Genomic DNA, 26670 nt, shown 5'->3' with positions numbered 1-26670 from the left:
ACGAACTGTGGCACAACTACTTATAAGCTCTAAATAACATCGTAGGGTCAGCATCTTGCTGGCCCTTTTTAATATAATTCATCAGGCAACCTTTAGGGTTTATTGGTTGTTTTGTATAGCCGCCCGTCCATAATTTGGACTTCCGCGATGACATAATTCTATCCCGACCGAGGTAGACGGTCTCTTAATTTATGCCGGAATTCGATTACAAGCAGGAATTAGCCAAAGTACCTCATGAACCGGGCGTTTATCGGTATTTCGATCTGACGGGTGAGGTCATTTATGTTGGTAAAGCGAAAGATCTAAAGAATCGGGTCAGCAGCTATTTCACGAATTCGAAACAGCACGACCGTAAAACCCTTCGTTTGGTCAGTCAGATTCGTAAAATTGAGTTTACGATTGTCCATACGGAATTTGATGCGTTGCTGCTCGAAAACCAGCTCATAAAACGCTATCAGCCTAAATTTAACATTCTGCTTCGCGACGATAAAACGTACCCGTTTGTTTGTGTTACCAACGAGAATTTCCCTCGGGTAATTACAACCCGGCGCATTGACCGCAAACTAGGCACATTCTACGGTCCATTTGCGAATCTCAAGCCTATGTATACGGTGCTGGATATGTTTAGTCAATTGTTTACGATTCGTACCTGTAACTACAACCTTGCGCCCGAAAATATTGAAGCTGGCAAGTATAAAGTCTGCCTTGAGTATCATATTGGGAACTGCAAAGGCCCTTGTGAAGGGAAACAAAAAGAGGCCGATTATGACAAAGACATTGAACAGGTTCATCACATCCTGAAGGGCAACCTGAAACCGGCACAGGATTATTTTAAAAGCCGGATGGTTGAAGCTGCGAATGATCTCGCTTTTGAGCAGGCTCAACACTATAAAGAAAAGATGGAGGTCATTCAACGGTTTCAGAGCAAATCGACCGTTGTCAATCCTAAAATTGCCGATGCAGATGTGTTCTCCATCGCTTCCGACGAATCAGCTGCTTACATCAATTTTATGAAGGTCGTCAACGGAACAATTGTGCAGGCACATACTGTAGAAATCAAAAAGAAACTCGACGAAACTGACCCCGACTTGCTGGCTATGCTGATCATTGAGTTTAGGGAACAATACGGTAGTCAGGCCAAAGAGATCATTACAAATATTCCGCTGGATGTCGATTTGCAGGCAGAGGTGACCATTCCGCAGATTGGTGATAAGAAAAAACTGCTGGATATGTCGCTCAAGAACGTTCTGTATTTCCGTCGGGAGCGTCAGGAGCGGGCAGCTTCTGAAGCGACAGCCAATGCCAGCAAAAAAGATCGCGTACTGATTCGGTTAAAGCAGGATCTACAGTTGAAAAATTTACCCAACCGCATCGAATGCTTCGATAACTCCAATATTCAGGGAACAAACCCGGTATCGGCGATGGTGTGCTTTATTGGTGGGAAGCCTGCCAATCGAGAGTATCGGCATTTTTCGATCAAAACGGTTGTTGGACCGAACGACTTTGCGAGTATGTATGAGGTCGTAACACGTCGTTATACGCGTGTACTGGAAGAAGAAACGGATATGCCTGATCTAATTGTGATCGACGGTGGAAAAGGACAACTCAGTGCCGCCTGCGACGCCCTGAAAGCCCTAAATCTATATGGCAAAGTGCCTATTATTGGAATTGCCAAACGGCTCGAGGAAATCTATTTCCCGGAGGATAATCTTCCGCTTTATATCGATAAAAAATCAGAGTCACTTAAACTTATCCAGCGTATTCGCGATGAAGCTCACCGATTTGCCATTACCTATCACCGCGATAAACGGAGCCGAAACAGCCTGATCAGCGAATTGGAAAATGTGGAAGGCATTGGCAAGAAAACAGCAGCCAAGCTTCTCAAGCATTTTAAGGGCGTAACTAAAATCCGTGAAGCATCTCTTGACGAAATGGCCGAGGTAGTTGGCAAAGACCGCGCCCACAAACTGAAAAATTATTTTGATACGATCGAACAGTAAAAAAATAAAGCGGCTGAGTAGCCGCTTGCGATTTATCACTTATAGCATAAAAAAGGCGGGTCATCCCCGCCTTTTTTATTAATATTCCCACAGACCGTGTTCGGTTTCCATAAGTTCGTACTCCGTCTGATATGACTTCATCAAACCCTCTTTGTCGCCATACATGCCAACTAAATCGGTATCGCCAGGGTTAGCCACTTTCGTGATACGACCGTAGAACAGCCGCAGATCAAACGCATCGGCAAGGTTTTTATGCTGAGCCTGGTTCTGTGGGTTATACCAGATAAATTTCTTCGGGTCACTGCGGAACAGCTTGTCCAGATCTTTGTATTTAAACGTAGCCAGTGGTGTTTCGACACCGGCTGCATTTTTATCGGAAGGCAGATAAATAGTTACCGTCTGGATATCGTAGTACAAGCGTGAACGCTTACGATCGAAAATCCAGTCTTCCTTAATTTCCATAATGTTAAACTCTTTGGCAAAGTATTCATCGCCAACAGGAACGGCTGCCACTTTAGCCACCGTATCAGCTTTGGGAGGCTCCACAACTGGTGCAACGACTTTTCCTTTTTTGCCTTTTGAGTTCTTTGCAGTCGTTTTTTTCTTCGCGGGTGCGCCCCAGCCATCATCAGCCGGTTGAGCAGCAGCGGCAGTAGCTGGCTTTTTAGCACCCCAACCATCGTCAGCCGGTTTTGCCGCGGCTTTAGGATCTTTCTTTTTGGCATCTCCCCAGCCATCGTTTGCGCCATTGGCAGTCGTTTCATTACCGAAACCGGCGGCAATTTCTTCAGCCGATAATTGTGGTGCAGAGTTCGGCATGATCATCCGCTGCTGAAACTTCTCTGGCGTCAATTTCGTCGTTACAGAATCGTTTTCGTAAGCATCGATCAAGCCAGCTTTTAACGCATCGATCAAATATTTCGATATCTCATTGTTCTTGGAGAACATCGATTGATTCTGTTTCTCTTTGAGGTCAATCCGACGCCAAAGAGTTTTCTTCATCATGATGTCATTTTCATTAATCGCCCGAACCGACAGCGCGTTTGTGCCGGTGCTTGCTTTCTCCTGCGCCATTGCTCCTCCACCAGCTACCGCCAGTAATGTGGCGGCCACGGCCATCGTTCTAACTTGTTTCATTGTCAAGTATTTGTTTTTGTCCTTCGTTCCTGTTGATAACGAAAGACTACTTTATTTAGTACGATTAATAAAGCGGAACTGTTTGCTGGGGATTACCCATAGGAACATCGCTGATATCCCCTCTGAAATTACGCCGTTGAACACCATCCGCCTGTATCGACAAGCGATCACCAGGCTGTATCTCAGCCGCCAGTGAACCTATTGAACCGCCACCTGGGCCTAAATTTACCTGACCAACTTTACGAGTACCCCGTGCCAGAATAACGGTAATGCCCGTTACCCGGAAATTGGCATCATCGGGCGAATAGTTCCGAAAGCTTTCATCAGCCACGGCCGTAACACGCACACTCCGTGCCTGACCAGCCGGTACACCACGTGGATCACCTGCTTTTGTACCACCAACATAAAACTCAAGCGTTGGGCGTGGTACTCGGTTTACCCGAAAATCATTTTTACCCAGTAAGCTGCCACCATTGCTCACATTAAGCGTGACACGGGCTGCGCTGGGGACAATGGTAATTTTTCCTTTTTCGCCAGACTGGATCACCGAAGCTCCATCAGCCGAAAAGCTTGGATTCCATAACGCGCCTAATTGTGGGCTCTGTACACTTAATTTATTAGCACAGCCTAAATATAACGGTGGAAACGAGCCCGACTCAATTTCGTACGATGGTTTCGCTACGAAATATTCAGCGGTTAAAGGTACAGTTTTCAAACCGGCTGGCGTCTGATAAGCAATCGAACCGGTCAGTGTACGCTTAGACAAACCATTTTTATCATAAGCGCCACCCTGCGCCGTAAACTCAATGATACCCTGACCATCCTGCATACGAACCGGGCCACCGTTCAGACTCATCCGTGGCTGTATACCCGACGACGAAGCTGCCAGAAACATCTGACCTTTAAACTTAGTACCGGCTACAACAACTTTGGAGTCCATGCTGAGCATAGCCAGGATCTTGTCAAATTTCACATCCTGTGCACCAACTTTACTAGCAAGAAAATCAAGTACTTCACCCTCAATCCGACGAACATCGGCTTGTTTCTGGCTCAATACGGCCAGTGCTGCCGGTATTGGGGTTTGGGCAAAGTTAAGCTCAGCAAAATCTTTCCGGCGTTGATCCGGCGATCGATTAGCAATCGGATCGTCTTTGCCATCAAGAGCCATCGGAGCATATTTTGTAGTCGAATATTTAGAAATATTTTCTATATATCCGTTCAACTGATCTTTCAATTTAAAAGCAGCTCCTTTACGGTTCGTGCCGATCATCACTTGCGCTACACTTTCTTCTTCACTCAGGTTCTTAATGTTACCAGACTCATCACGACCACCGCCGGTTTCAACAATCTGATCTTTCAGTTTATCCATTTCACCGACAATCTCAGTGGTCAATTTCCGAACATCATCGGCCTGTTTGACGATTGCCAGGTCGGTTGCCCGATTGCCTGATTTTTCAACCGTCGCCCGAATGTTGTCAAATGTTGACTGGTTAACCTTACTGACAGCCCCTGTTGACTGCTCTAAGCTGTTATTGATTAATACGAATTTTTCCAGAATAGCCGACGTAACCTGCAATGCCAATAACGCGGTCAATACCAGATACATCATCCCGATCATCTTCTGACGGGGTGTCTCTTTAGTGCCTGCCATAAATTATGGTAGAAAACGGGGGTTAGTTATTTGGTTTATAATTTACGGTTTATAGCACCGGTTGTTTACTATTGATACAACCATGAACTACAAACCGTAAACTAGCCAACTGATTTTAGTTACCACGCATGGCAGTTAACATACTGCCGTATACGGTGTTAAGCGACGCCAGATTACCGGTCAGTTTTGCCATTTCGCTCTTGAACTGCTGGGCATCACGGCTAGCATCAGACATATTTTCCATCGCAGTAGTCAGGCTACCATAAAAGGCATTCATCGCCTTAAGATGTTTATTCGCATCCTGCAATTCCAGTTCGTATACGGCGTTTAGTGCGCCCATATTTTTGGTCACTTTCTGGAATTGATCACGATAATCTTTAGCATCGGTAGTTGCATCAGCCATTGAGTTCATGGCCGTAATTGCTGTACCATATGACTTATTCATTTCGCTGATCGAGCTCGAAGCAGACTTAACATTACGAGCGTAATCGTTCGTAGCAACAGTTGCGTCGGTGAGGTCGCTCAGTTTCGAAACAGTATCATTCAAATTGCGAAAGCCTGAACCAAGGCGCTCAAACACATCAGGTGTTACTTTTGCCTGTGCCAGCATCTGGTCCATATTACCTGTCAGGCCGTTTGCCTGGGGGGCTGGTTTCCGGGCTTCTCCTTTATAATCTTCAGCCAGTTCTGGATAAACGCGCTCCCAGGCGTAGCCATCACCTGCCGTGGCAGGATTGGTGAAACTCTGAATAGCGTATAATAAGAAGATAACAACTTCAGTTAACAGACCGGCCGTTAATAGCCAGCCAAATTGTTCGTTGTGAGTAATCTTTGCCCAAGCACCTGCGATTACGACGGCGGCTCCGGCACTATAAATGGTTGGTACTAAACGATCCCAAAAGAAATTCGTGGACTTTTCTGCTGCCATGATAAGCGATTTGGTTGGAATAGGTAACTAACTTTTGTGGTTAAGACTTGTGTACTCTGAGCATTGAACGCGAACAGTCAACACTGGACGTTATTTCTAACGTCCAGTATCCAGCGTTAATTACGGATTAGGCTTTCTTAGCTGAAGCTTTCTTGCTGCTTTTACTCTTACTGCTACCACCAACGCGGCCACCACGACCCGATGCAGCACGTCCTTCGAGGTTATCCATTACACAGCGGAAACCTATATACGAACGTTTCTGATCTTCATATTCGTAGTAACGGGTACCTGTTTCGAGGTAGTAAGCAATGTCTTTCCATGAACCACCCCGAACAACTTTACGAGGTTCGTCGGCATTCTGGTTATCCGGGTTCATATCCCAAACAATAGCGTTTGAGTTATCGGCGTAGGCATCACGGCACCATTCAGCTACGTTACCAGCCATGTTGTAGAGACCGTAATCATTCGGGCTGTAGGCTGTAGCAGGAGCGGTATAGGGATAACCATCCGCATCGAAATTACCACGCTGCGGTTTGAAGTTAGCTAAGTAGCAACCTTTACCATTTGCCACGTAGGGGTTCCCCCAGGGATATTTCGCCCCGCTTTTTCCACCACGGGCAGCCCATTCCCACTCAGCTTCCGACGGGAGCCGGAACCCAAACGAACGATAGCCGCCATCTTTGGTGCGGAAATCATCGAGCGTGTTGGTACGCCACTGGCAAAAGTGTTTGGCAGCGATCCAGCTTACGCCAACTACCGGATAGGTGTCGAAAGCTGGGTGCGCATAATAATGCTCCAGCATCGGGTCACCATTGTGGTAGGTGAAGTCGTTTTTCCAGACAGTTGTATCAGGATAATACTTCGCCATGATTTCCTCCTCTCCTAATACGGAGACAGAGTCGGCCAGCAGCGCATTGACATACTGCCGGTATTCATGGTTCGATATTTCGGCATCGTCCATATAGAACGAACTGATGGTTACCTGCCGGTTCATATTAATTTGAGTAGCCGCCACGTCTTCGTCAGCCTGTCCCATGATAAACGAACCTGAAGGAACCAGTACCATTCCGTATGGAGTTGGTTGCTTCCAACCTTTACGACCTGTGGCCGTAATTTCTCCATTCGTAACACCGACTTCTCCTCCTTTGCCGTCTTTACCACCGAACTTTGACTTAATAAAGCCGCAACCTTGCATCAGCAGAATTACTGCTGCGACCATCACCACCCGGGTTGCGTTGGCTGTAAACCAGTTGTACTTCATCATTATAAGACTTTTTACCTTCTTCTTGTGCGAGACCAGACTAAAAACGAAAATCCGTTTGGTTATTGTATGTAGAATTTTCTTTACGAAGAATTTCTCAAAAACGTTGCTTCATTAATTAACTCAATAGCGCATTTTCACACTTTTTAACTAAACCTACTTTCTTCAAAAATACACTGCTATTCCTAAACTGCCTAACAAGAATACTGCCAAAATGTTAGTCTTTATTATCCGTCACCAGAAACCTTAAACAATCCTGTTAAATATTGAATTAATACCGAAAGCGAGGAGTCCGTATAATAGGTTTCTTACGGGGATCGGGCGCCGGAAGTGCATAGCCTATCATAAATTCGTGTGACGTTGCACTTTTAGCACTAGCTCCAAGGACCAGATCAACCGAATAGCCTACTCGCAATGCGTTGTTTCGCATCAGATTAATGCCAACCGTAGCCATGGCTGCATCCTGATATCGATAGCCAACACCAGCCCAGATCCGATTGTCGTATGTGCCGACTAAATTGATCGTTGCTGTTGAGTTCCGTATTCCTCCTAAGGTAGCATACTGAATCAAAATAGATGGTTGTATGTCAATATCATAGCCTATTCCTAACCGATAGCCAGCGCTCAGATAAGCGCTTGGATAGAGCGGATTGGTAGAACGGTCAGTACCTATTTGATACGGTGCCTTATTGATATGATTAACGCTTACACCAACCCAGTAGTCGGTCGTGTTGTAATAAACGCCAGCGCCAATATCCGGTTTAGCCTGTCCGATCCGTCCGGTTGGAATCAGGGGGTCGCCTGCATCACTTGGCCTAAGCACACCATAGTCGTAGCCTTTATTGAAAAGCCCGGCCTGAACACCAAATGCCAGTGTACCACTCTTCAACGCGAGTCGGTAGGCATAGGATAACTGTACCGATTGGTTATAGTTCGGCCCAACCTTATCGTTCAACAGGTAGATGCCTATACCGCTCTTAATGCGGGCCAGTGGCATGTTGAATGATAAAATCTGGGAGTTCTGAGCTCCTCCCGGATCAGAATTACCCGTTGTCTGATAGCCAAGATACTGGGTTCTCTGCGTAAGTTGTATTCGTGATACACCCTCTGACCCCGCAGCTGCTGGATTATAATAGAGGGGATTGTACATATACATACTAAGCTGAGGTTCCTGTTGGGCAAAAACCGACTGAGCGGTAAGCGTCAGTAGCAGGAAGGCAAAAAAGTAAAAAGTGCGAATCATACAAGCAAAGAAAAAAGAACCTGTGCCAAGGCCTCTTGGCCTATTACGACACGCATCGGTACGTTCGTTGCAACCGTACGATGCAGTTTACAAATAAACGCCGAAACTGCTACTTTATTGAACCAGAAAAATAAAGGTTGGTTGTTGAAAAAGGACCAAAAATGCCCTGATTTCAACAACCAACCTCACAAAAGCGCCAACTGTTTATGAATTGTTAGCCTTTTTAATATACAGATCAAGCGCACCTGTCATGGAGGGAGCGTTTGGCAATGGTGCTTCTATGTCAAGGGTAAGCCCTGCATCCGTCACTGCTTTTGCCGTAGTAGGGCCAAAAGCAGCCATTCGTGTACCATTCTGCTTAAACTCCGGGAAGTTTGTCATCAGCGATGCTACGCCCGATGGACTGAAAAAAGCAATGATATCGTAACTAGTGATATCCAGATCTGACAAATCCGTCGGCACAGTTTCATACATAACTGCCTCCGTAAAATGCAGGCTACTGGTATCCATGAACTCAGGAATATCGTTGCGCCGGATGTTGGAACACGGAAACAGGAACTTCTCGTTCTTATGTTTCTTGATCAAATCGAATAACTCGGTCGCGGTTTTAGTGCCGTTAAAGATCTTCCGCTTTCGGATTATGATGTATTTCTGGAGATAATTAGCTGTCTGTTCCGAAATACAGAAGTATTTCATGTCGGCAGGAACCTCGATACGGCCTTCCTGGCAAATACGAAAGAAATGATCGATCGCATTCCGGCTGGTAAAAATAATGGCTGTATGATCCAGAATATTGATTTTCTGGCGACGAAAATCCTTAAACGATACACCCTGTATCTGAATAAATGGCCGGAAATCAATCTGAATATTGTACTTGCTGACTAAGTCAAAATAAGGAGATTTTTCGTCGGCAGGGCGGGATTGGGTCACTAGCAGCCGGTTAACCTTCGTCAGCCGGTCTTGGGTGGATTGCATGCTGGTCTCGTTCATTGAATCTCAACTCGTTTCAATAGTCAGTTCTGAGTTTATAGCACTGGTTTATAATTGACCAGAAAACCAACCATAAACCACAACCATAAACTGTAAACCACTCTCACAGTGCGAAACGAAGGCCTATGATGAGTGGAATCAATTCAACGATGCAAAGGTACGAAAATAAATACAGATTTTTGATAGGTTCCTGACTACGGATGACAATGTATAGAAAGGCTAATCGCATCAGGTAAAACACCAGAACGGGCAGTAATAGCGCACTTTCTGACCAGGTCATACTAGCTGTATTGTAGGCAATAACCACTAAAAGCAACGTCAGTGTCGTAAAGAACAGCATCGACGACTGAAGTACCTTGAAAAAATGGATATTAATGATGCTCTGTAGTTTATATAACCCACCTAGCACTTCCAGAGCGATGTATTTGCCCATTAGTACAATAAAAGCCAGCCCGCTTAATACGATAAACTCACCTAACACCGCCCCCAGATTCTGCGCTCCCAACAAGCGTCGGGAGACAAATACATCGAGATTACGGCTTTGTACGAATACTATTAAATAAGCAACAACAAAACTTAAATTAAGAATAAACAGCACATTGGTGCTACTCAGGGGCCGGTTAATCAAAAAAGATTCTTCCTGCGCCCGAAGTGACAATAAATCACGCAGGCTATAAAACCGAAGAAACGCCCTGTGATAGAATGAAAACAGGAACGCATGGCTTGCTAACAAAAACAATAAGCCTAAGCCGAAAAAATTATTATACACCGAAAACGTACGCGGTCGTACACTCAGGTTATCATCACGCAGGACAACCAGTTTCTGAGTAGCTGACTTTGGGTAGCCAATAAACAGGCGTTTGTCATTCAGACCGGGCGCACCATACAGTGTCAGAAAAACTTCCGGCTGGCGATACACACGATACAGGCTGTCGATACTGAATACAGACCACTCGCCTGCCCGAAGTTTTCGTTTCAGGGATGCGTTAATAAACAGATACCCATCCTGTTTTGTCGAAATAAGAAGATTGTAGTGCCGATTACTTTCGAGGTCAAGATAGGTACTTAACGCTGTTTGGTCAGCGTGCTGTTCAACGATATAGGGTACGTAGGCTTTAGTGGCCTCATCGTATACCTGAAAATCATCGTGAAAATCATGAACCGGATAATACTGATTGGCCGGTCCAATTCCTTCTGTGCGGGACTGTGCAAAAACGGCTGTAACAAAGAGTGCCGCAACGAATGTTGAAAGAGCAATAGAGCGAAAAAATGCCATGGCAGGTACTCGTATCCAGTTTAGCCAGTCTTTTTTCCTTCTATTGCTTTTTTGCTCTTTCAACATCCGTTGCGGCACGCTTTATAGCCCGTTAAATCAATTTTTCCCCAATGCCTTCAGCATGGTATCACCAATGAGTGCGGGCGACTCAACAACGTGAATACCACACTCACGCATGATTGCCATTTTAGCCGATGCCGTATCGTCGGCTCCGCCAACAATCGCTCCGGCGTGTCCCATCCGGCGTCCTTTCGGAGCCGTTTGTCCGGCAATAAAGCCTACAACAGGTTTGCGGTTACCGTCTGCCTTGATCCAGCGAGCCGCTTCAGCCTCCATTCCTCCACCAATTTCGCCGATCATGACGATGGCTTCAGTTTCTGGATCGTTCATCAGCAGTTCAACAGCCTGCTTGGTTGTTGTGCCAATGATTGGGTCACCCCCGATACCGATCGCTGTGCTTTGCCCTAAACCGGCTTTAGTCAGTTGGTCAACCGCTTCATAGGTCAGTGTTCCTGATTTGGAAACGATACCAATGGTTCCTTTCTTGAAAATGAAGCCGGGCATAATCCCAACTTTACATTCCTCCGCCGTCATAACACCGGGGCAGTTTGGACCAATCAACCGAGTGTCTTTATCGGTAAGGTAGTTTTTCACCGCTACCATATCTTCCGTCGGAATACCCTCTGTAATGCAGATTATCACCTTGATACCTGCTTCAGCAGCTTCCATAATGGCGTCTGCAGCAAATGCGGGTGGTACAAAAATGATGGACACATCGGCCTCAGCCTGATCAACAGCTTGCTGAACAGTATTAAAAACGGGCCGATCGAGGTGAGTCTGTCCACCTTTGCCGGGCGTAACTCCACCAACGACATTGGTACCATATTCGATCATCTGCTGAGCATGGAAACTGCCCTCCGAGCCGGTAAAGCCCTGGACGATAACTTTGGAGTCCTTGTTAACTAAAACACTCATGACGGTTAGTAAATCGTTGGCGATGCGATTGAATTTGACACAGGATTAACAGACGACTGAAGAAAGATCTGAACAATTTTCGTCTTTTTCCTTTCGTCTGTTAATCTTGCATCATTGAATAAGTTGGGCAAAAGTAGCCGAATCTTCGTAAATTACGTGATGATTTTTTCGCACATTCTCTCAGGCTCTATTCTGGCCGGAACGGGCGTTGGGGTGTTCTGGCACTTTTTTCAGCGGGTAAGCATATATAATCGGCTTTTATGGGGATTTTTCTTACTTACCGTTTCGCTGGCGGCCCTGATTGGTATTTTCCATTATGCAGGCAATGAATCGCTTGAGCCTCTTCATCGCTCAATGGTCGTTCTAGCCGATAGCCTAGGTGTTGTTTGTGCGGTAGTAGGCGTTTGGGGATTACTTTACCGACGTGTCTATTCGATAACGACTTTTATAACGACCATGCTATTTGGTCTGTTTGTCTTTATCCTTCTACTGCTGCCCGAGGTTCGTGTTTTCACGCCAGTAGTGCCGTCGCTCGCGATTCTCGTACTGATGCTACTCGCTGTATTTTCCTTACTCCAGCGCAACAAACGTGGCCTTTGGATTGTCCTGGCGGCTATGATGATGGGGCTTGCAACGAAGGCTCAATCACTGGAGTCGTTTTTTCATCCGACAGATTTTTATCATTACGCCAGTGCATTAGCTCTCTGGTTCTTTGGCAAAGCGGCCGAACGGTAACCTGGTTTTATGACAACTGATTGCTTCAGATTATCGGATAACTGTTTTCTTTAGTCCCGCTTTAACCAATTGGCTCGTCAAACAGTTACCAATCCACAAAACTCAACGAACGTGGATTTACTGGAACTGGCACACGATCCGATTAAGGCAGCAAAGGCAGCCCGGCTCGTGTATATGAACGACACAATGCCTGGAATCAGTCGGCGAAAAACCGGCGATCACTTCACTTATTTTGATGCAAACGGAGCGATCATCGGCGACGCTGAAACAAGGGAGCGTATCCACAAACTGGTTTTGCCCCCAGCCTGGGAAGATGTCTGGATTAGCCCAAAAGTGAATGGACACCTACAGGCAACTGGTATCGACACAAAAAACAGGAAACAATATCGCTATCACGCCAACTGGAACAAGATCCGGAGCGAAACGAAATTTTTTCGAATGGCCGCTTTTGGCGAAGCTCTTCCCAGACTTCGCGCTCGACTGGATCAGGATTTAACCCATCGATCGTTGACTCGCGAAAAAGTAATCGCAATTGCGTTGAGCGTAATGGAACAAACCCTGATTCGCGTAGGGAATGCGGCCTATGAAAAAGAATATGGTTCTTATGGCTTAACAACCCTCAAAAACCGGCATGTTAAGGCAGTAGGCAGCGAAGTACGGTTTAGTTTCAAAGGCAAAAAAGGTATTTATCACGATATTACCCTCCATGACCGGCGGCTATCACGGCTCGTAAAAGCCTGCCGCGATATTCCGGGTAAAGAGTTATTTCAATATTTCGACGAAGCTGGCAATCGTCACTCCATCGACTCTGGAATGGTGAATGAGTATCTTCATGAAACAATGGGTGACGATTTTTCGGCAAAGGATTTCCGAACCTGGGCCGGAACAGTCAATGCTCTCCGGCTGCTCATTGAACTGGAACCTTGCGAATCAGAGAAAGAATTAAAGAAAAACGTCAATACTGTACTCGATGAAGTATCGCTGAAACTGGGCAATACGCGTACGGTCTGCCGCAAACATTACGTTCATCCGCAGATTCTGGAATCGTATGAATGTCGGGATTTAAACCCATATATTGAACAAAAAAACAGGTTCCGACAAACTAGTCCTCACGGCCTGGATGGCGTTGAAAAGCTCTTATTAAAATTCCTGAACGATCAGGTTAAGAGCGTTATCAAAGACTCATCATTTAAGTAGATAGTTTACTGATTATCAGCCACATAACTTCATTTTACTGCCTTTACCCATTTAGTTTTTTTGCAACGCTGACACGAAGAGTGGTCAACAGATGCGCTAAATGTCTTTACATGACCACAAGCACAACAGGCATAATCACCCGGTTGTGGAATGCTTTCTGAATGACGCTTCAATTCGTTGGGTAGAATCGGCAATCCGGGCCGGATATCATTTTCTTTAAATGTAAACAGACTGAGCTGACCATTTGGCTCCAGAATAGCCGTGCGCACCTGTCCCAGATGTTCAATACCTTCTACCCGCAAATCAGAAAATAGCTCCTCCAGCCCCAGGTCCTCCTGATCAAAATTCTCGGTTAAAATACAGCCGTCTTCAATCACATAAACGGGCTTACCTTCCAGAAGGGTTCTAACGGTTTTGTTCCGGTCACTGATGTATGTGGCCAGTTTGTAGCATCCCATTATCACCAGAAAGACGACTACGGCCGAAGCCAGCGGCACATCATGGTAGAACATGGGATCACCAGCGGCTGAGCCAAGGCCAATCAGCAACACCAGTTCGTAGATCGATAATTGGCGCACCTCCCGTTTCCCCGATACGGTCAAGGCGGCCAACACGACCAAAAACATAAAGACGGTTCGGAACGCAACCTCGCCAAGATATGTCCAGGGAAATTCATGAATAAAAATACGCTCCCAGTCAAACGGCTGAACAGGTTCTGGTTTCATCGTGAAGTAAGGAATAGATGGCTCGGCTCTAAGCGAAAGACCTGATCCATTAGCCGATTATTTATTCTCGGGAGCATTATCCTTCCGCACCTTTATGCTTCGTTTTAGAGCCCACTCTTCAGCCTTGGCGGTTGCAATGGCTATTGCTTTTGACTCATCAGCACCATCGGTGAGCAAAGCATTGGCAATATCGATGGCTTTGTTGCGCACCGGAGCCATAAAATTTCTGAGTGAGGCAGGGTACTCTTTTTTTGTGTAAGGCATACTCCGTGAGCGTTAGTTAATAAGTTGCCGTTAACTTAATTAACTAACGCTCAATCGGTCAGACTGTTCACTTATTGTCCTAGTTCTTGCGAAATGGTACTGCTAAGCCGGAGTAATTCAATTTCAGCCGCTTTGGCATTAAATTCGGCTTCGATTAATCGGGTCTGGGCATCGATGGAGTTCCGCTGTACATCGCGAAACTCAACGAACGTAGAGTTCCCGATCCGGTAGCGGTCATACGCAATATCGACGTTCTGATTTGCCAGCTGGTTATTTAACACCTCCAGATTCAACAGTTTCAGGCTATTCTGGTAAGCCTGGAAGGTTTGTGTAAGGGCGAGCTGGAGTTGCAATCGCTGGTTGTTTTCCTGATCTTTAGCAATAACCGTATTGATACGGGCATTCTGAATTTGTCGTTTCAGGTTATAGCCATTAAAAATCGGAATTGAAGCCGTAATCAGGTAATTAAGTGATCCCGTACGGCCTGTACTGACCCCAAAACCGCCCTGATTATCCTGAAGCTGATAACTATAGCCTGTCTGTGCCGTAACCAAAGGGAGTTGCTGGGCAGACGCCAGCCGAACATTCAGATCAGCAATTGTGCGGTTCAATACAGCCGAAACCAGCAGCGGGTTATTGGTATTCAGCGACTGCTCAAGCGATGCCAGTTCCAGATTCGGGCGAACAATGATCGTATCACGAACCGCAAACTCGGCAAGTGGTTCACGCACAAGTTGCGTATTCAGCAGGGTTTTTGCATTACGTAATGACTGCTCCTGTGCAATTAGGGCTGCACTATCGGTATTATAGTCTACCTGAGCACTCAAAAAATCAACTTTCGATCGTGTACCTACTTCATAATTGGCCCGGGCAAGTTCAAGCCGTTCTCTGGAGATATCAAGTGCCTGACTGAATGCGATTAACCGCTGCAATTGCCTGACTACATCGTAATAACTTGTAGCGATACTGGCTACGGTGGCTTCTATATTAGCCCTTGTCGTTACAGTGCTAATCTGCAATAGCTGACGAAGTTGCGTGTAAGTGCTTGACCGGGCATACCCGTTAAAAACGGTATAGTTCAGGTTCATGGCCAGGTTGGTTGTCCGGTTAAACACACCGTGAGCCTCCTGAGGAGGGCGAAGACCATCGAGATACGTTTGCCGAAAGCTCTGAAGGTTACCGCTCGTGTTCCCATTAAAAAACAAAGAAGGCAGATAGCCCGCGTTTCCCTTCGAGTAGTTATTACGAGCAATCTGCTCCTGCGACCGGTTAATCTGAATCTGGTAATTCTTACCTATAGCCTGTTCGATGGCTTGCGAGAGTGTCAACACCTCACCCGGCTGCGGGATAGTAGCAACCGTAAAGGTGCGTTGCTGGGCGCGTTGAATAGCGTTTTGAGGTTGTTGAGCAAGGGCCGAAAAAGGAAGGCAAACAAAAAGAATCCAACTGCTGAGCTTCATTGAATTAAGGTTGACAACGACGATTATGACAAAAATACGAGAATCTGCGATTAGCTGGTTGGGTTATCAACTTTCCTTTAATTTGCATCTTTCCCAATCATCCGTCATGAAACACCCTCTTTTGTTAATTTTAGCTTCGATCGTTCTGCTTTCGGGCTGTTCTTCCAGGCAAAAAGTCGACCTAATCGTCATCAACGCCCATGTCTACACCGCGGATTCAAGTTTCTCAGAAGCCGACGCATTTGTCATTAAAGATGGTAAGTTTCTGGCCGTTGGTTCGATCAAAACATTAACTGATCAATACTATGCCGATAGTACGGTCAATCTGCACGACCAACCCGTTTATCCGGGTTTCTATGACCCTCACTCCCATTTTCTGGGCCTGGGACAGGTACTTGATCAGGCTGATCTGGTTGGAGCGGAGTCTTACGATGAAGTGATTGATCGCCTGAAAACATTTTACCAGAAACATCCAAACGTTTTATGGCTTTCGGGCCGAGGCTGGGATCAGAATGACTGGCCCGACAAAACATTCCCAACAAAAGAGAAACTGGATGTTGCTTTTCCTAATGTGCCGGTTGTCCTGATGCGGGTAGATGGCCACGCGCTACTCGTCAATTCAAAAACATTGCGATTAGCCAAAATAACGGCAGGATCGAAGCTACCCGGCGGAGAAATTATTATAAAAAATGGCCAGCCCACCGGTGTTTTGGTAGACAATGCCATGCAACTCGTGAAGCGGGTAATTCCACAGCCCGACAATACCGACAAGGCAAGAATGCTGCAGGCAGCCGAGAAAGTCTGTGTTTCGCTCGGGCTAACAACGATTTCAGATGCAGGTATTAGCCCCGCCGAAATTAATCTCATCGATAGTCTGCATAAAGCAGGTAAATTAAAAATTCGGGATTACGCTATGATTAGCCTCGGCGAACCGAATCTAAATTATTTTCTGAAACGGGGGCCTTTTCAGACTGATCGGCTGACCGTACGGTCCTTTAAACTCTATGCCGACGGCGCTTTAGGCTCACGCGGAGCCTGCTTACTGCGGCCATACAGCGATCGCCCGGAAACAGGTGGATTTCTATTACTCAGTCCTGGTGAACTGGAACGTGTCACGACCATTTTATCCGGAACCGGATTCCAGGCCAATACGCACTGCATCGGTGACTCGGCCAATCACCTCATGCTCGATCTTTACGGAAAGCTGCTTAAAGGCCATAACGACCGGCGCTGGCGCATTGAACACGCGCAGGTCGTGTCTCCCGACGATGTCCATAAGTTTGGGCAGTATTCAATAATTCCATCGGTACAGCCCACTCATGCAACATCAGATATGTATTGGGCGGGCGAACGGCTGGGACCAATTCGGGTAAAAGGTGCTTATGCGTTTAAGGATCTGATGACACAAAATAAACTGATTGCCTTCGGAAGCGATTTTCCCGTTGAATCGGTCAATCCATTATTTGGCTTCCACGCGGCTGTTGCCCGGCAGGATGCCAAGAACTTTCCGGCGGGAGGCTATCAGATGGAAAACGCGGTCGATCGTAAATCAGCCCTGCTGGCCATGACCCGGTGGGCGGCATATGCCTGTTTCGAAGATCAGTTGCGGGGCAGTATTGCTCCCGGCAAACAAGCAGATTTCGTTGTGCTTGACCGCGACATCATGACAGTACCAAACACACAACTACGCCAGACGAAAGTGAAACAGACCTGGATTGGTGGCGAACGGGTTTACTAGACTAACCCACTTTTAGTACCTCATACGTCATTTTATTAAACAAAACCTGATCGCCCGCGCGCCGACCGGCCAATGCCATGCCAATTGGCGACGCGGGCGAAACAGCGAATACCTCATTTCCGTCGACACTGAGCTTACCGGCGCTAATGCTGATAAAGAACGTTCCGCGATTCGTAATGACCAGACTGCCGGGCTGAACAATCGTATAGTCTTTCTCGCTATTAATCCGCTCCAACTCCTGTTCCAGGGCCAGCGCAATATCGAGCTGATGCGCATATCGATCCCGTTCGATCTGCGCCATAGCACGGCCGGTTTCGTATTTATCACCAGCACTGCTCTTGGATTCCGAATTGGCCGACTCCTGAGCGGCCTCCATTGCCTGCCGGGCTATTTCAATGCGTTGCTGAACATGGCTCCTGCACAGAGCCATTAAATCCTGCCTAAGCTGCTTTGACGTAAAATCCTGATTCACAACAACTAAAATAAAAAAATTATTCTGTAGATGTACATAGCCAGCACATTGCTTTTGCCTATGCTGGCTCTAGTTAGGAATAATTTTATTGTCAAACGCTAAATAGTATCGCACAAGCGCTGCAGGAAGTAATTTTTGAGCATTTATCTATACTTATTTCCACCTGAAAAAACACCCGTTGGCGGTAATTTCAGTCCATTTCCTGTGTAGCAAATGCTCGAGTTTGTTCGTTTGCGACCGGAAATTAACGGCGCTGGAGCCTATGCCTAACTATGCCGCTACCAATCCACCATTTTAATAGATTTCTCCAAACAACCACCGTTGCTTTTGGCTTATAAAACTCAAGTACAACCAACAGCAACGTTATGGAAGCAAAAATTCCCCCTCAGCATCAGGATCTTCAACCAGGGATTGAAGCGGAACTGGATCCCCAGCCGAAGGTAATTCGGCATCTGTATAAAGGTGCGAACAAACTGAAAGACAAGGTCGCTCTCATTACGGGCGGTGACTCTGGCATTGGTCGGGCGGTGGCCGTTCATTTTGCCCGAGAGGGTGCCGATGTAGCCATCTCCTATACACCCCGAGAGGAAGAAGACGCGCAGAAAACCAAAGAACTGGTTGAGGCAGAAGGTCGTAAATGCCTGCTACTACCGGGCGATATTCGTCACGAAGTTTATTGTAAGCAGATTGTTGAGGATACGGTCCGGCAACTGGGTAAGCTGAACATTCTGGTCAATAATGCTGGCTTGCAGTTACAGCACCAAACGCTCGAAGAAGAGCGTGATGAAGACCTGCTGGCAACCTATGAAACCAATATATATTCGTTTTTTAGGGTCACAAAAGCGGCCGAACCACACTTGCATAAAGGCGACTGCATTATCAACACCACGTCGGTTACTGCCTACCAGGGGAGGGCCGATCTGTTAGAGTACTCATCCACGAAAGGGGCTATTATGACCTTTACACGAGCCTTGTCCAGCAATCTGATCGCCAAAGGTATTCGTGTCAATGGTGTGGCTCCCGGTCCAATCTGGACTCCGCTCAACCCGTCGTCGGTCAGCGCTAAAGAAGTGGCGCAGTTTGGCAAGGATGTACCCATGAAGCGCCCCGGCCAACCTAGCGAAGTGGCACCAGCTTATGTTTTTCTGGCATCCGAAGATGCATCCTACATGACGGGGCAGGTTCTTCACCCCAATGGTGGTACGATTGTCAATGCATAACACAAAAACTGAGCTGATTTAATTAAGGAATGAGACTGATCTATACTCATCCCTCAATTCCTGCTCCTAATTCCTCAAAAATATGGAACAAATGGAAATAGAAACCAAGCCTCAGCATCAGAACGCACAGCCGGGCCTGGAATATGAAATGGACCCGCAACCGATTTACATTCGGGACAATTATCAGGGAGCCGAAAAACTGAAAGATAAAATTGCTGTCATCACTGGCGGTGATTCAGGTATTGGCCGGGCAGTAGCTATTCATTTTGCCCGCGAAGGCGCTGATCTGGCGATTCTTTATCATCCGCGCGAAGATGTTGATGCCCTGAAGACAAAGTCACTTGTCGAGGCCGAGGGGCGTCGATGTCTGCTAATTCCGGGGGATTTAAAGCAAATTGCCTATATCCGGGAAGCCGTCGGTAAAATCATCAGCACCTATAATCGGGTGAATATTCTGGTCAATAATGCCGCTAATCATGTTGAGCAGAAGGAATTTAGTGGCATTTCGGATCAGCAGATGCGCGAAACGTTTGAGCTCAATATTCTGGCCATGTTCCGACTGACGAAAAATATACTGCCACACATGGGTGCATACGACTGCATTATCAACACTACATCGGTGGTATCGTACCGGGGTAGCGAAACACTGATTGATTATGCTTCAACCAAAGGGGCCGTAACAGCGTTTACCCGGTCTTTGTCGCAGAATCTGGTGGAGCGCAATATCCGTGTCAATGCTGTAGCACCCGGCCCTATCTGGACCCCGTTGATTGTTGCAACCAAAACATTGGAAGAGGTTGAGAAATTCGGGAAAGACACGCCTATGGAACGTCCTGGCCAACCTGCCGAACTGGCTCCAGCCTACGTATTTCTGGCATCAGAGGATGCGTCTTATTTTACCGGTCAGGTGATTCACGTCAATGGTGGCGAGGTAATCAACTCCTGATTCAGCAAGTAATTTCTATACATCGACCCAACAAACAAAAAGGTGATTAACTTCACCTTTTTGTTTGTTGGGTCGATGTAATTCTTCGATTATTAACAGGTTAGCTTATCAATTTGGCAATCTGAAACGATCATTTTACTGTAAAATCAGAGTCTTTCAGGCCTTTATTAATCTTTACGTTGTCAACTGTCATCGTCATCGGCCCGCGTGGCGACTGTTGCGCAATCGTCATGGGAAATTTGATGCCATTAACCTCTTTATAGTCTGAATAAACCGAGGTCATGGTCATTTCACCCCGTGCATTTTTGGTCGTCGTAACAGACTGCACTTTCAGGCCAGTGGTTGCATCGAAATTATCGGTCCAGGTAGCCGAGCCATCAGTCGTTGTGTGGCTTAACTTATACGTGTCTTTACCATCAATTTTTTCAGGACCAACAACGGCCGATTTCACCCCATTTTCAGCATAATGTAATTCCGGAAAAATCACGTTCATCGCGGTCATCTGTTGCGCGGCCGACCCTTCCAGCGTTGTACTATTGCCCTGCATACCACCCATAACGATTTTTGAGCCATCGCCGGTTTGTTTCATTACTTCCATTCCATTGGCATTTATGACCATCGAGAATTTGTTAGGCAGTTTCTGCTTTCGAGTGATCATAATAGCGCCCATTTGCCCTTCGCTTGACATGCTGGTGGTCACATCAGTCACTTTGGCAAGCGCATCTTTGCCACCAATGGCCGTAATGTATTTGTCTAAAACCTCCTCAGCAGTTGGAGTGGTCTGGGCAGTTGCCCGATAGTAAAGCAGCGGCAATACGAGTAGAGTTACGAGCAGTCTTCTCATGATAAGTCAGGGTTAACGATTTTTACCAAATGTAACGGATCACAAACAGATCAACAAGCTACTGATTCTGTCTGTCAGCTGCTTAGCGCATCACCATAAACTCAGCCAGATAAACCAGTGCTCCAGCTACATAGCCGACCAGAGCAAGCCAGCTGATTTTACGCAAATACCAGCCGAACTCCAGTCGTTCGAGCCCCATAACGGCGACCCCGGCAGCCGAACCAATCACCAGAATGCTACCACCCGTTCCGGCGCAGTAGGCCAGAAACTCCCACAATTTGTTATCTGTCGGATAGGTCTGCATATCATACATACCCATGGCTGCGGCAACAATCGGCACATTGTCGACTACGGCCGACGCCAGACCGATCAGTAAAACAATTACATCAAGGTTTCCAATCGACTCATTCAAGGACTCGGCCAGACTGCGCAAGATCCCCGTTGTTTCCAACGAGCCAACGGCCAGAAGAATCCCCAGGAAAAACAGAATGCTTGGTGTATCGATACGGCTCAGTGCATAAGCTGGGGTAAACTTCTGCCGTTCGGCCTCATCCTTATCACTATGCAGCACTTCAGAAACCACCCAGATCACGCCCAATACAAGCATCATGCCCATATAAGGGGGCAAGTGAGTTACTGTCTTAAATATTGGAACATAAAGCATTCCACCCAGGCCGACAGACAGCATGATCCGGCGATCCCGGCGGGCCGCCGTTGTCACATAGGGGCGACTGATCCCCTTTGCCGCCGTCGATACGGTAGTCTGTTCTTTGGGTTTATACCGAAATGTTAAAATCCCCAGCGGAACCAGCAGCGAGACTAAACTGGGCAGCAGCAATGAACTAATTATTCGGGTGGTAGTTATTTGCCCACCAATCCAGAGCATAGTTGTGGTAACATCGCCAATGGGAGACCAGGCACCACCCGCATTGGCCGCAACGATAATCATGCCTGCCATAATTTGCCGTTGCCCAACGTTGCGAATTAATTTACGCGACACGGATACCATTACGATGGCGGACGTAAGGTTATCTAACAGAGCAGACAGGAAAAACGTTAACAGGCTGATAATCCAGAAAAGAACGCGGGTGTTACGGCTCGCAATACGGTCGGTGATGAGTGTAAAGCCGTCGTGGGCATCGATCAGTTCGACAACCGTCATGGCACCTAGCAGGAAAAATAATATTTCGGCGACGCTGGCCAGATGCTCGCTCAGTTGGTGAACAACGGCTTCGGCACTGGGAGCCATTAATGCATAAACAGCCCAGCAAACAACTCCAGTAATCAATGCTGTGGCTGTTTTATTAATTTTAACCGGGTGTTCAAGCGTGATCAGCACATAACCGACAACAAAAAGAAGGATAAGGGTTAACGTCATAATGGGAATTTCAAAGTCCTATCAACTGTTTTACAGTCAACTACTATCTGCATGAACCGCCAGCCTGTTCATCACGTACAACTCAGCGCCTGATGTCTACATTCATTATTCGCGTTTCTTCACTTGGCCCCGATGGCATGGCCCTGTTTCCCTTTATTCTGGTCCGTAAGCCTAACCCTGGGGCCGTTTTGCTCAATCACGAACGAATTCATCTGCGCCAGCAGGCTGAACTGGGCATTTTGCCTTTCTACATCTGGTACTCGCTCGAATACATTATCCGGCGATTTCAATACCGCACTCATTATACAGCTTACCGGAATATCAGCTTCGAACGGGAAGCATTCGCGAATGAAGACAACCTGACTTACCTAAAGAAACGTCCGCTCTGGGCATTCCGGCGATACATGGCAAATAAGTAAATCCGGTTACCCAAACATCATTCATTAGGAAGTACAGGCTTTTGGCCGAGGCCGCCCGCTACCATAACGATCAGTGAAAGCACGATGACAAGTATTGGAATTCCATCCCGGAAACCAATTACCCGCATATCCGGGGGGATGTTGAGGTAAAGCAGAATAGTGATCAAACCACGCGGGGCAATCCAGAGAAGTGGCTTCATCGGCCCCTGATAAGTCAGGCGAAGCGTGATCCACCGCCAGCCAATAATGACTGCAACAAATATGGCACTCACGATCAGTGCATCCCGATCCAGTAGTTCACCGGGAACAGCGGCATAGCCCAGAATCAAAAAAAAGAACGTGCGGACAACAAACGCACCTTCGGCCGTAAGATTTTTAAGCTGATCCAGCTCCTTCTCGAACAGGTCATTCTTTAGAATCCGGCTTAACTGGCCGCGAATGAATAATTCGGTATTATTCAAAAACAGGCCAAAAATCAGGATCAATAACAAGGACGACAAATGGTTGATTTCGGCGATGGCATAAACCAGAAAGAGTACTGATATGATCGGCAGGAATTTGATTCGATGGTTGATCCGTCCAATCAGATACAGCAACAGGAAGCAGCACCCCAACGATAGCAACGCCATAATGAGCATATCACGGGCAAAAAACCAGACGGCACCCCATATCGAATTCTGGCTGAGCAACAGAAAATTAAATACTAAGACTCCAATTATTCCCGCAAAAGCCGATTCATAAACCACAAACTCACCCTGCCCATATGATATATTTGATATGCTTGGAATAGCGACCGCGCTGCTAATGATCGAGAATGGCAGGGCCGCAATCAAACAATGATAAAACGAATCGTTCAGCAATAGATATAAAACGCTGGCTAACAGAAAGGTAATGCCCGCTACTGAGAATACGGATGCAACCAGCGTACGACGAATCACACTTAGTTTTTCCCGATGCAATTCCAGATCAAGGCCATTTTCAAGTACGATCAGAATTAAGCCTAGCGTACCGAGCGTCGGCAGGATTGTGTTTACAAACGGTACCTGAACGCCAAAGTAATTAGTTGCCTGTCGGGTTATTCCACCTAATAATAAGAGCAATAGTACCGAAGGCGTTCGGAACCGGCTGCTAAACAGGTCAAACGCGTAGGAAATTAAAACGGATAAGCTTAGAACAATAATGAGAATCGAAGAATCCATTCGGCAAGATAAAAAGCAGTTTTCAGTTTACGGTTTATCATTGGTAGTTAAACCCGTATCTGACGCTAAAAACCAGTGATTGGCCGCTCGAAAACTACACTAAATCCGTTGCGATTTTTGCCGATAACAAGCAGAGTGGAATGCCACCCCCTGGATGAACGCTGCCACCAACAAAATAGAGATTCTTAAACTGTCGGGAGAAATTGGCATGGCGCAAAAATGCAGCAAACCGGTTATTGCTGCTGTTCCCGTATAAAGCGCCCTGCGCTGAAGAGGTTCTGGCTTCAATGCTTCGGGGGTCCAGTATCGATTCCGTTTCAATAAGTGAGCTAATCTCCGTCCCCAGTGTATGACTCAGTTTCTGCAAAATACGCTGCCGGGCCCGGGCAATCATAGCATCCCAGTCCTGACCGGTGTTGTTTGGCACGTTTAACAGGATAAACCAGTTTTCGCAGCCTGCCGGCGCATCATCTGGCTTAAGCTTTGCACTACAATTCAGGTAAATGGTCGGATCGTCTGGGACCTGATTCTGCCCGAATAAGGCATTGAATTCGGCCCGATAATCAGTACTAAAGATTATATTGTGCAACCCCAGTTCGGCAAACTGCTGCTTGATGCCCCAATAAAAAATCAATCCCGAACTCGATTTAGGTTGTCGTAGAATTCGCTCGGGTTGTCGGGCATTCGGCAGCAGTTTCCGGAATGTACTGACAATATCCATATTAGAAATGACAACACTAATCTCACTTTCCGTTGAGCTAGTAGTAGCCATTTCCTGATTCAGCCGTGGAAGGCGACCAGTCTGCGAGGTGAATTTAATAGCCACGGCACGCATATCCTTCGTCACAATTTCTGTAACATAGGTATTGTAGTGGAAACGCACACCCAATTCTTCGGCCAGTTTCAGCAAACTATTGGTAATACTCACCATGCCCCCTTTCGGGAAGAAAGCCCCGATATTATATTCCAGATGCGGAATAATATTCATCGTTGCCGGCGTCTGATACGGATCTGAGCCGTTATATGTAGCGTATCGATTAAATAACTGCACCAGCCTGGGGTTATTGAACCGACGTTCATTTGCCCCGTTCATGGTCCCAAAAACACCGAGTCTGGGTAGATTAAGGTAACCAGTCAGCGCGTCACGATTGAACCAGGTCGACAGCTTATGGAGTGATCGATGCAGAAATAATTTCTCCGTTACCGCATATTTCCGGGCACTGTCTGCCAGGTGCTGATGTAAATGAATAGAGGGTTCACCAAATACGGTTTCGATCTCTTTTCCAAATCGATCAAGATCGGCCCAGGCAGTCAGGCGCGTGTTATCGTCCCAGAAATAGCGACAGGTTTCGTCAAGGAGGGTGTACTCAAAATAATCGGCGGGATTTCGGCCAGCGAGTTTAAATAGTTCGTCTACTAAATGCGGCATCGTAAAAAGCGACGGACCAGCGTCGAAGCGGTACGATTGCCCGTCGGGCGTTACGTCTTCGAAACCAGACAATTTACCGCCCGCATAGGCATTAGCCTCGAATACGTCGACCACATAACCCTTCACGGCCAATCGGATGGCGCTGGCAATCCCGGCGATTCCGGCCCCAATGACTGCAGCTTTTCTAGTCACAACGAATTATCAGTAAGCAGTTTCCAGACACCAAACTGCCTGTACTGACTTACTGTTTGGCGTAGTAGTACAGATTCACCGACGAAGCACTAGCCAGTTCGCTAATGGTAAAAAAGCCTTTTCCGTCTTTATCGAAGCAAATAGCTTCACCCTGCGGTTCCATGCGCGATGTCAACAGCGATCGGGTACCTTTTTGCAGCGCATCAGCGACAGTTTGGCCAGGTGTACGTTTCCAATAAAAAATACCGGTATAGGTACGGACTAAAATTTCACTACCGTCGGGCGAAATGGCCGCACTCGTTACGTAGCCCGCTAGTCCATCGCCAAAGGAGGGCAGTTCACCATAGGTCTGAAGTGTGGTAACCTGGTTAATATCCTGTGGATACGGAAGCCGATACAGATGGACTTTCTCTTCCCGTTTGGAAATTATCCACGTATCACGGGTCTGGGGATCGACAATAAATGCTTCAGCATCGCGAGGTCCGTCAGGATATTTGTAATTAATCCGCTCCACCTGTCCGATTGTCTCCTGCAAATTAGCCGGTTCAATGAACCGGTATAGCACGCTGGTTGGTCGCTGGGCGTTGTTGTCGCCGATGTCGGCAATATATATGTAATTTTTCCCATCCTGAGGCCCAGGGCCTATAGCCATATCCTCCCAATCGATGTTGGTCGTGTTCGGAATACTCATTTTCCCCTTCAACTTACCATCATACCCCAGCAAAGCCAGTTCGGCCGGGCTACCGCTATCCTGTTCAATCCAGAGATTACCGGGTTGAGTACGGCTATCAGCCAGGCCGGATGCTTCGTTAATCTGACCCGGCGTAACAGGTGTCGATGTAGGATTACTACTAAAAGTACCCGCATCAGGAGTAACACCAATAGTACAGGAAACGACAGTTAGTGTACCAAGAACTAAAAGGACAATGCGCATGAAGGATTTCCGGTTGATTCAGTCGCCAAAGTAACGAAAGAAGCGACGGAATAAGTC

The 26670-nt window shown here is 46.8% G+C and carries 24 protein-coding genes; 7 read left to right on the top strand and 17 right to left on the bottom strand.

Annotated elements, in window-relative coordinates; all coding sequences use genetic code 11:
* Nucleotides 1–191 precede the first annotated feature (191 nt).
* Nucleotides 192–2000, top strand: coding sequence for an excinuclease ABC subunit UvrC (gene uvrC / locus G8759_RS08265; protein WP_167206891.1), 1809 nt, complete (start codon nt 192–194; stop codon nt 1998–2000).
* A gap of 78 nt (nt 2001–2078) precedes the next feature.
* Here the strand turns inward: uvrC and porN are convergent, their stop codons facing one another.
* From porN to sucD, 8 genes are all read right to left on the bottom strand, one after another.
* A complete protein-coding gene (porN, locus tag G8759_RS08260) occupies nt 2079–3137 on the bottom strand; it encodes a type IX secretion system ring subunit PorN/GldN (RefSeq protein ID WP_167206889.1) in 1059 nt (352 codons plus the stop codon).
* 64 nt (nt 3138–3201) lie between these two features.
* Complete coding sequence (porM, locus tag G8759_RS08255; RefSeq protein WP_167206886.1) at nt 3202–4788, bottom strand: type IX secretion system motor protein PorM/GldM; 1587 nt, start codon at nt 4786–4788, stop codon at nt 3202–3204.
* Between the two features lie 115 nt (nt 4789–4903).
* The gene (gene porL / locus G8759_RS08250) at nt 4904–5716 is read right to left on the bottom strand and encodes a type IX secretion system motor protein PorL/GldL (RefSeq protein WP_162387831.1); all 813 of its coding nucleotides are present in this window, start codon (nt 5714–5716) and stop codon (nt 4904–4906) included.
* Between the two features lie 127 nt (nt 5717–5843).
* Entirely contained in the window at nt 5844–6980 is a 1137-nt protein-coding gene (porK, locus tag G8759_RS08245) for a T9SS ring complex lipoprotein PorK/GldK (protein WP_167206884.1), read from the bottom strand.
* A 268-nt stretch (nt 6981–7248) separates the two neighbouring features.
* Entirely contained in the window at nt 7249–8220 is a 972-nt protein-coding gene (locus G8759_RS08240) for a PorP/SprF family type IX secretion system membrane protein (protein WP_167206882.1), read from the bottom strand.
* A gap of 204 nt (nt 8221–8424) precedes the next feature.
* Nucleotides 8425–9210: a uroporphyrinogen-III synthase gene (locus tag G8759_RS08235; protein WP_162387828.1), complete on the bottom strand. Its 786-nt coding sequence runs from the start codon at nt 9208–9210 to the stop codon at nt 8425–8427.
* Between the two features lie 103 nt (nt 9211–9313).
* Nucleotides 9314–10486 (bottom strand): DUF4271 domain-containing protein, encoded by a 1173-nt coding sequence (locus G8759_RS08230; RefSeq protein ID WP_167206880.1) that lies wholly within the window; start codon nt 10484–10486, stop codon nt 9314–9316.
* Between the two features lie 96 nt (nt 10487–10582).
* Nucleotides 10583–11461, bottom strand: a complete 879-nt coding sequence (sucD, locus tag G8759_RS08225; protein ID WP_162387826.1) for a succinate--CoA ligase subunit alpha — start codon at nt 11459–11461, stop codon at nt 10583–10585.
* A gap of 159 nt (nt 11462–11620) precedes the next feature.
* Between sucD and G8759_RS08220 the strand changes: the two genes are divergently transcribed.
* The gene (locus G8759_RS08220; RefSeq protein WP_167206878.1) at nt 11621–12196 is read left to right on the top strand and encodes a DUF6962 family protein; all 576 of its coding nucleotides are present in this window, start codon (nt 11621–11623) and stop codon (nt 12194–12196) included.
* 111 nt (nt 12197–12307) lie between these two features.
* The gene (locus G8759_RS08215; protein ID WP_167218804.1) at nt 12308–13393 is read left to right on the top strand and encodes a DNA topoisomerase IB; all 1086 of its coding nucleotides are present in this window, start codon (nt 12308–12310) and stop codon (nt 13391–13393) included.
* Between the two features lie 29 nt (nt 13394–13422).
* Here G8759_RS08215 and G8759_RS08210 read toward each other — a convergent pair whose 3' ends face one another.
* The 3 genes from G8759_RS08210 to G8759_RS08200 all read right to left on the bottom strand — a co-directional run bounded on the left by G8759_RS08210 (nt 13423) and on the right by G8759_RS08200 (nt 15842).
* Entirely contained in the window at nt 13423–14118 is a 696-nt protein-coding gene (locus G8759_RS08210; protein WP_167206876.1) for a DUF421 domain-containing protein, read from the bottom strand.
* A gap of 57 nt (nt 14119–14175) precedes the next feature.
* Complete coding sequence (locus G8759_RS08205) at nt 14176–14382, bottom strand: DUF2188 domain-containing protein (RefSeq protein WP_167206874.1); 207 nt, start codon at nt 14380–14382, stop codon at nt 14176–14178.
* Between the two features lie 71 nt (nt 14383–14453).
* The gene (locus G8759_RS08200) at nt 14454–15842 is read right to left on the bottom strand and encodes a TolC family protein (protein WP_167206872.1); all 1389 of its coding nucleotides are present in this window, start codon (nt 15840–15842) and stop codon (nt 14454–14456) included.
* Nucleotides 15843–15948: 106 nt separating this feature from the next.
* Between G8759_RS08200 and G8759_RS08195 the strand changes: the two genes are divergently transcribed.
* Nucleotides 15949–17580, top strand: coding sequence for an amidohydrolase (locus G8759_RS08195; RefSeq protein ID WP_167206870.1), 1632 nt, complete (start codon nt 15949–15951; stop codon nt 17578–17580).
* 1 nt (nt 17581) lies between these two features.
* Here the strand turns inward: G8759_RS08195 and G8759_RS08190 are convergent, their stop codons facing one another.
* Nucleotides 17582–18052: a 3-oxoacyl-ACP synthase gene (locus G8759_RS08190; protein WP_317166772.1), complete on the bottom strand. Its 471-nt coding sequence runs from the start codon at nt 18050–18052 to the stop codon at nt 17582–17584.
* A gap of 365 nt (nt 18053–18417) precedes the next feature.
* On the opposite strand from G8759_RS08190, the gene G8759_RS08185 reads away from it, so the two are divergent.
* Entirely contained in the window at nt 18418–19272 is an 855-nt protein-coding gene (locus G8759_RS08185) for an SDR family oxidoreductase (RefSeq protein WP_167206868.1), read from the top strand.
* Nucleotides 19273–19354: 82 nt separating this feature from the next.
* On the top strand, nt 19355–20218 hold the full coding sequence (locus G8759_RS08180) for an SDR family oxidoreductase (RefSeq protein ID WP_167206867.1): 864 nt from the start codon (nt 19355–19357) through the stop codon (nt 20216–20218).
* 130 nt (nt 20219–20348) lie between these two features.
* Here the strand turns inward: G8759_RS08180 and G8759_RS08175 are convergent, their stop codons facing one another.
* Nucleotides 20349–21062 (bottom strand): hypothetical protein, encoded by a 714-nt coding sequence (locus tag G8759_RS08175; RefSeq protein ID WP_167206865.1) that lies wholly within the window; start codon nt 21060–21062, stop codon nt 20349–20351.
* Between the two features lie 82 nt (nt 21063–21144).
* Complete coding sequence (gene nhaD, locus G8759_RS08170; protein ID WP_167206863.1) at nt 21145–22440, bottom strand: sodium:proton antiporter NhaD; 1296 nt, start codon at nt 22438–22440, stop codon at nt 21145–21147.
* 92 nt (nt 22441–22532) lie between these two features.
* On the opposite strand from nhaD, the gene G8759_RS08165 reads away from it, so the two are divergent.
* Nucleotides 22533–22859 carry a hypothetical protein gene (locus G8759_RS08165; RefSeq protein WP_167206861.1) on the top strand — a complete coding sequence of 109 codons (327 nt, stop codon included), beginning with the start codon at nt 22533–22535 and terminating at the stop codon, nt 22857–22859.
* A gap of 17 nt (nt 22860–22876) precedes the next feature.
* Here the strand turns inward: G8759_RS08165 and G8759_RS08160 are convergent, their stop codons facing one another.
* The 3 genes from G8759_RS08160 to G8759_RS08150 form a co-directional block, all read right to left on the bottom strand.
* Nucleotides 22877–24058 carry a cation:proton antiporter gene (locus G8759_RS08160; protein WP_167206859.1) on the bottom strand — a complete coding sequence of 394 codons (1182 nt, stop codon included), beginning with the start codon at nt 24056–24058 and terminating at the stop codon, nt 22877–22879.
* Between the two features lie 94 nt (nt 24059–24152).
* A complete protein-coding gene (gene crtD, locus G8759_RS08155) occupies nt 24153–25679 on the bottom strand; it encodes a 1-hydroxycarotenoid 3,4-desaturase CrtD (RefSeq protein WP_167206857.1) in 1527 nt (508 codons plus the stop codon).
* A 49-nt stretch (nt 25680–25728) separates the two neighbouring features.
* Nucleotides 25729–26613, bottom strand: a complete 885-nt coding sequence (locus G8759_RS08150) for a PE-PGRS family protein (RefSeq protein WP_167206855.1) — start codon at nt 26611–26613, stop codon at nt 25729–25731.
* Between the last annotated feature and the right edge of the window lie 57 nt (nt 26614–26670).

The sequence above is a fragment of the Spirosoma aureum genome, from assembly GCF_011604685.1.
Taxonomy (GTDB): domain Bacteria; phylum Bacteroidota; class Bacteroidia; order Cytophagales; family Spirosomataceae; genus Spirosoma; species Spirosoma aureum.
The sequence above is the reverse complement of the archived record's forward strand: the minus strand, read 5'-3'. Positions and strand labels throughout refer to the sequence as shown.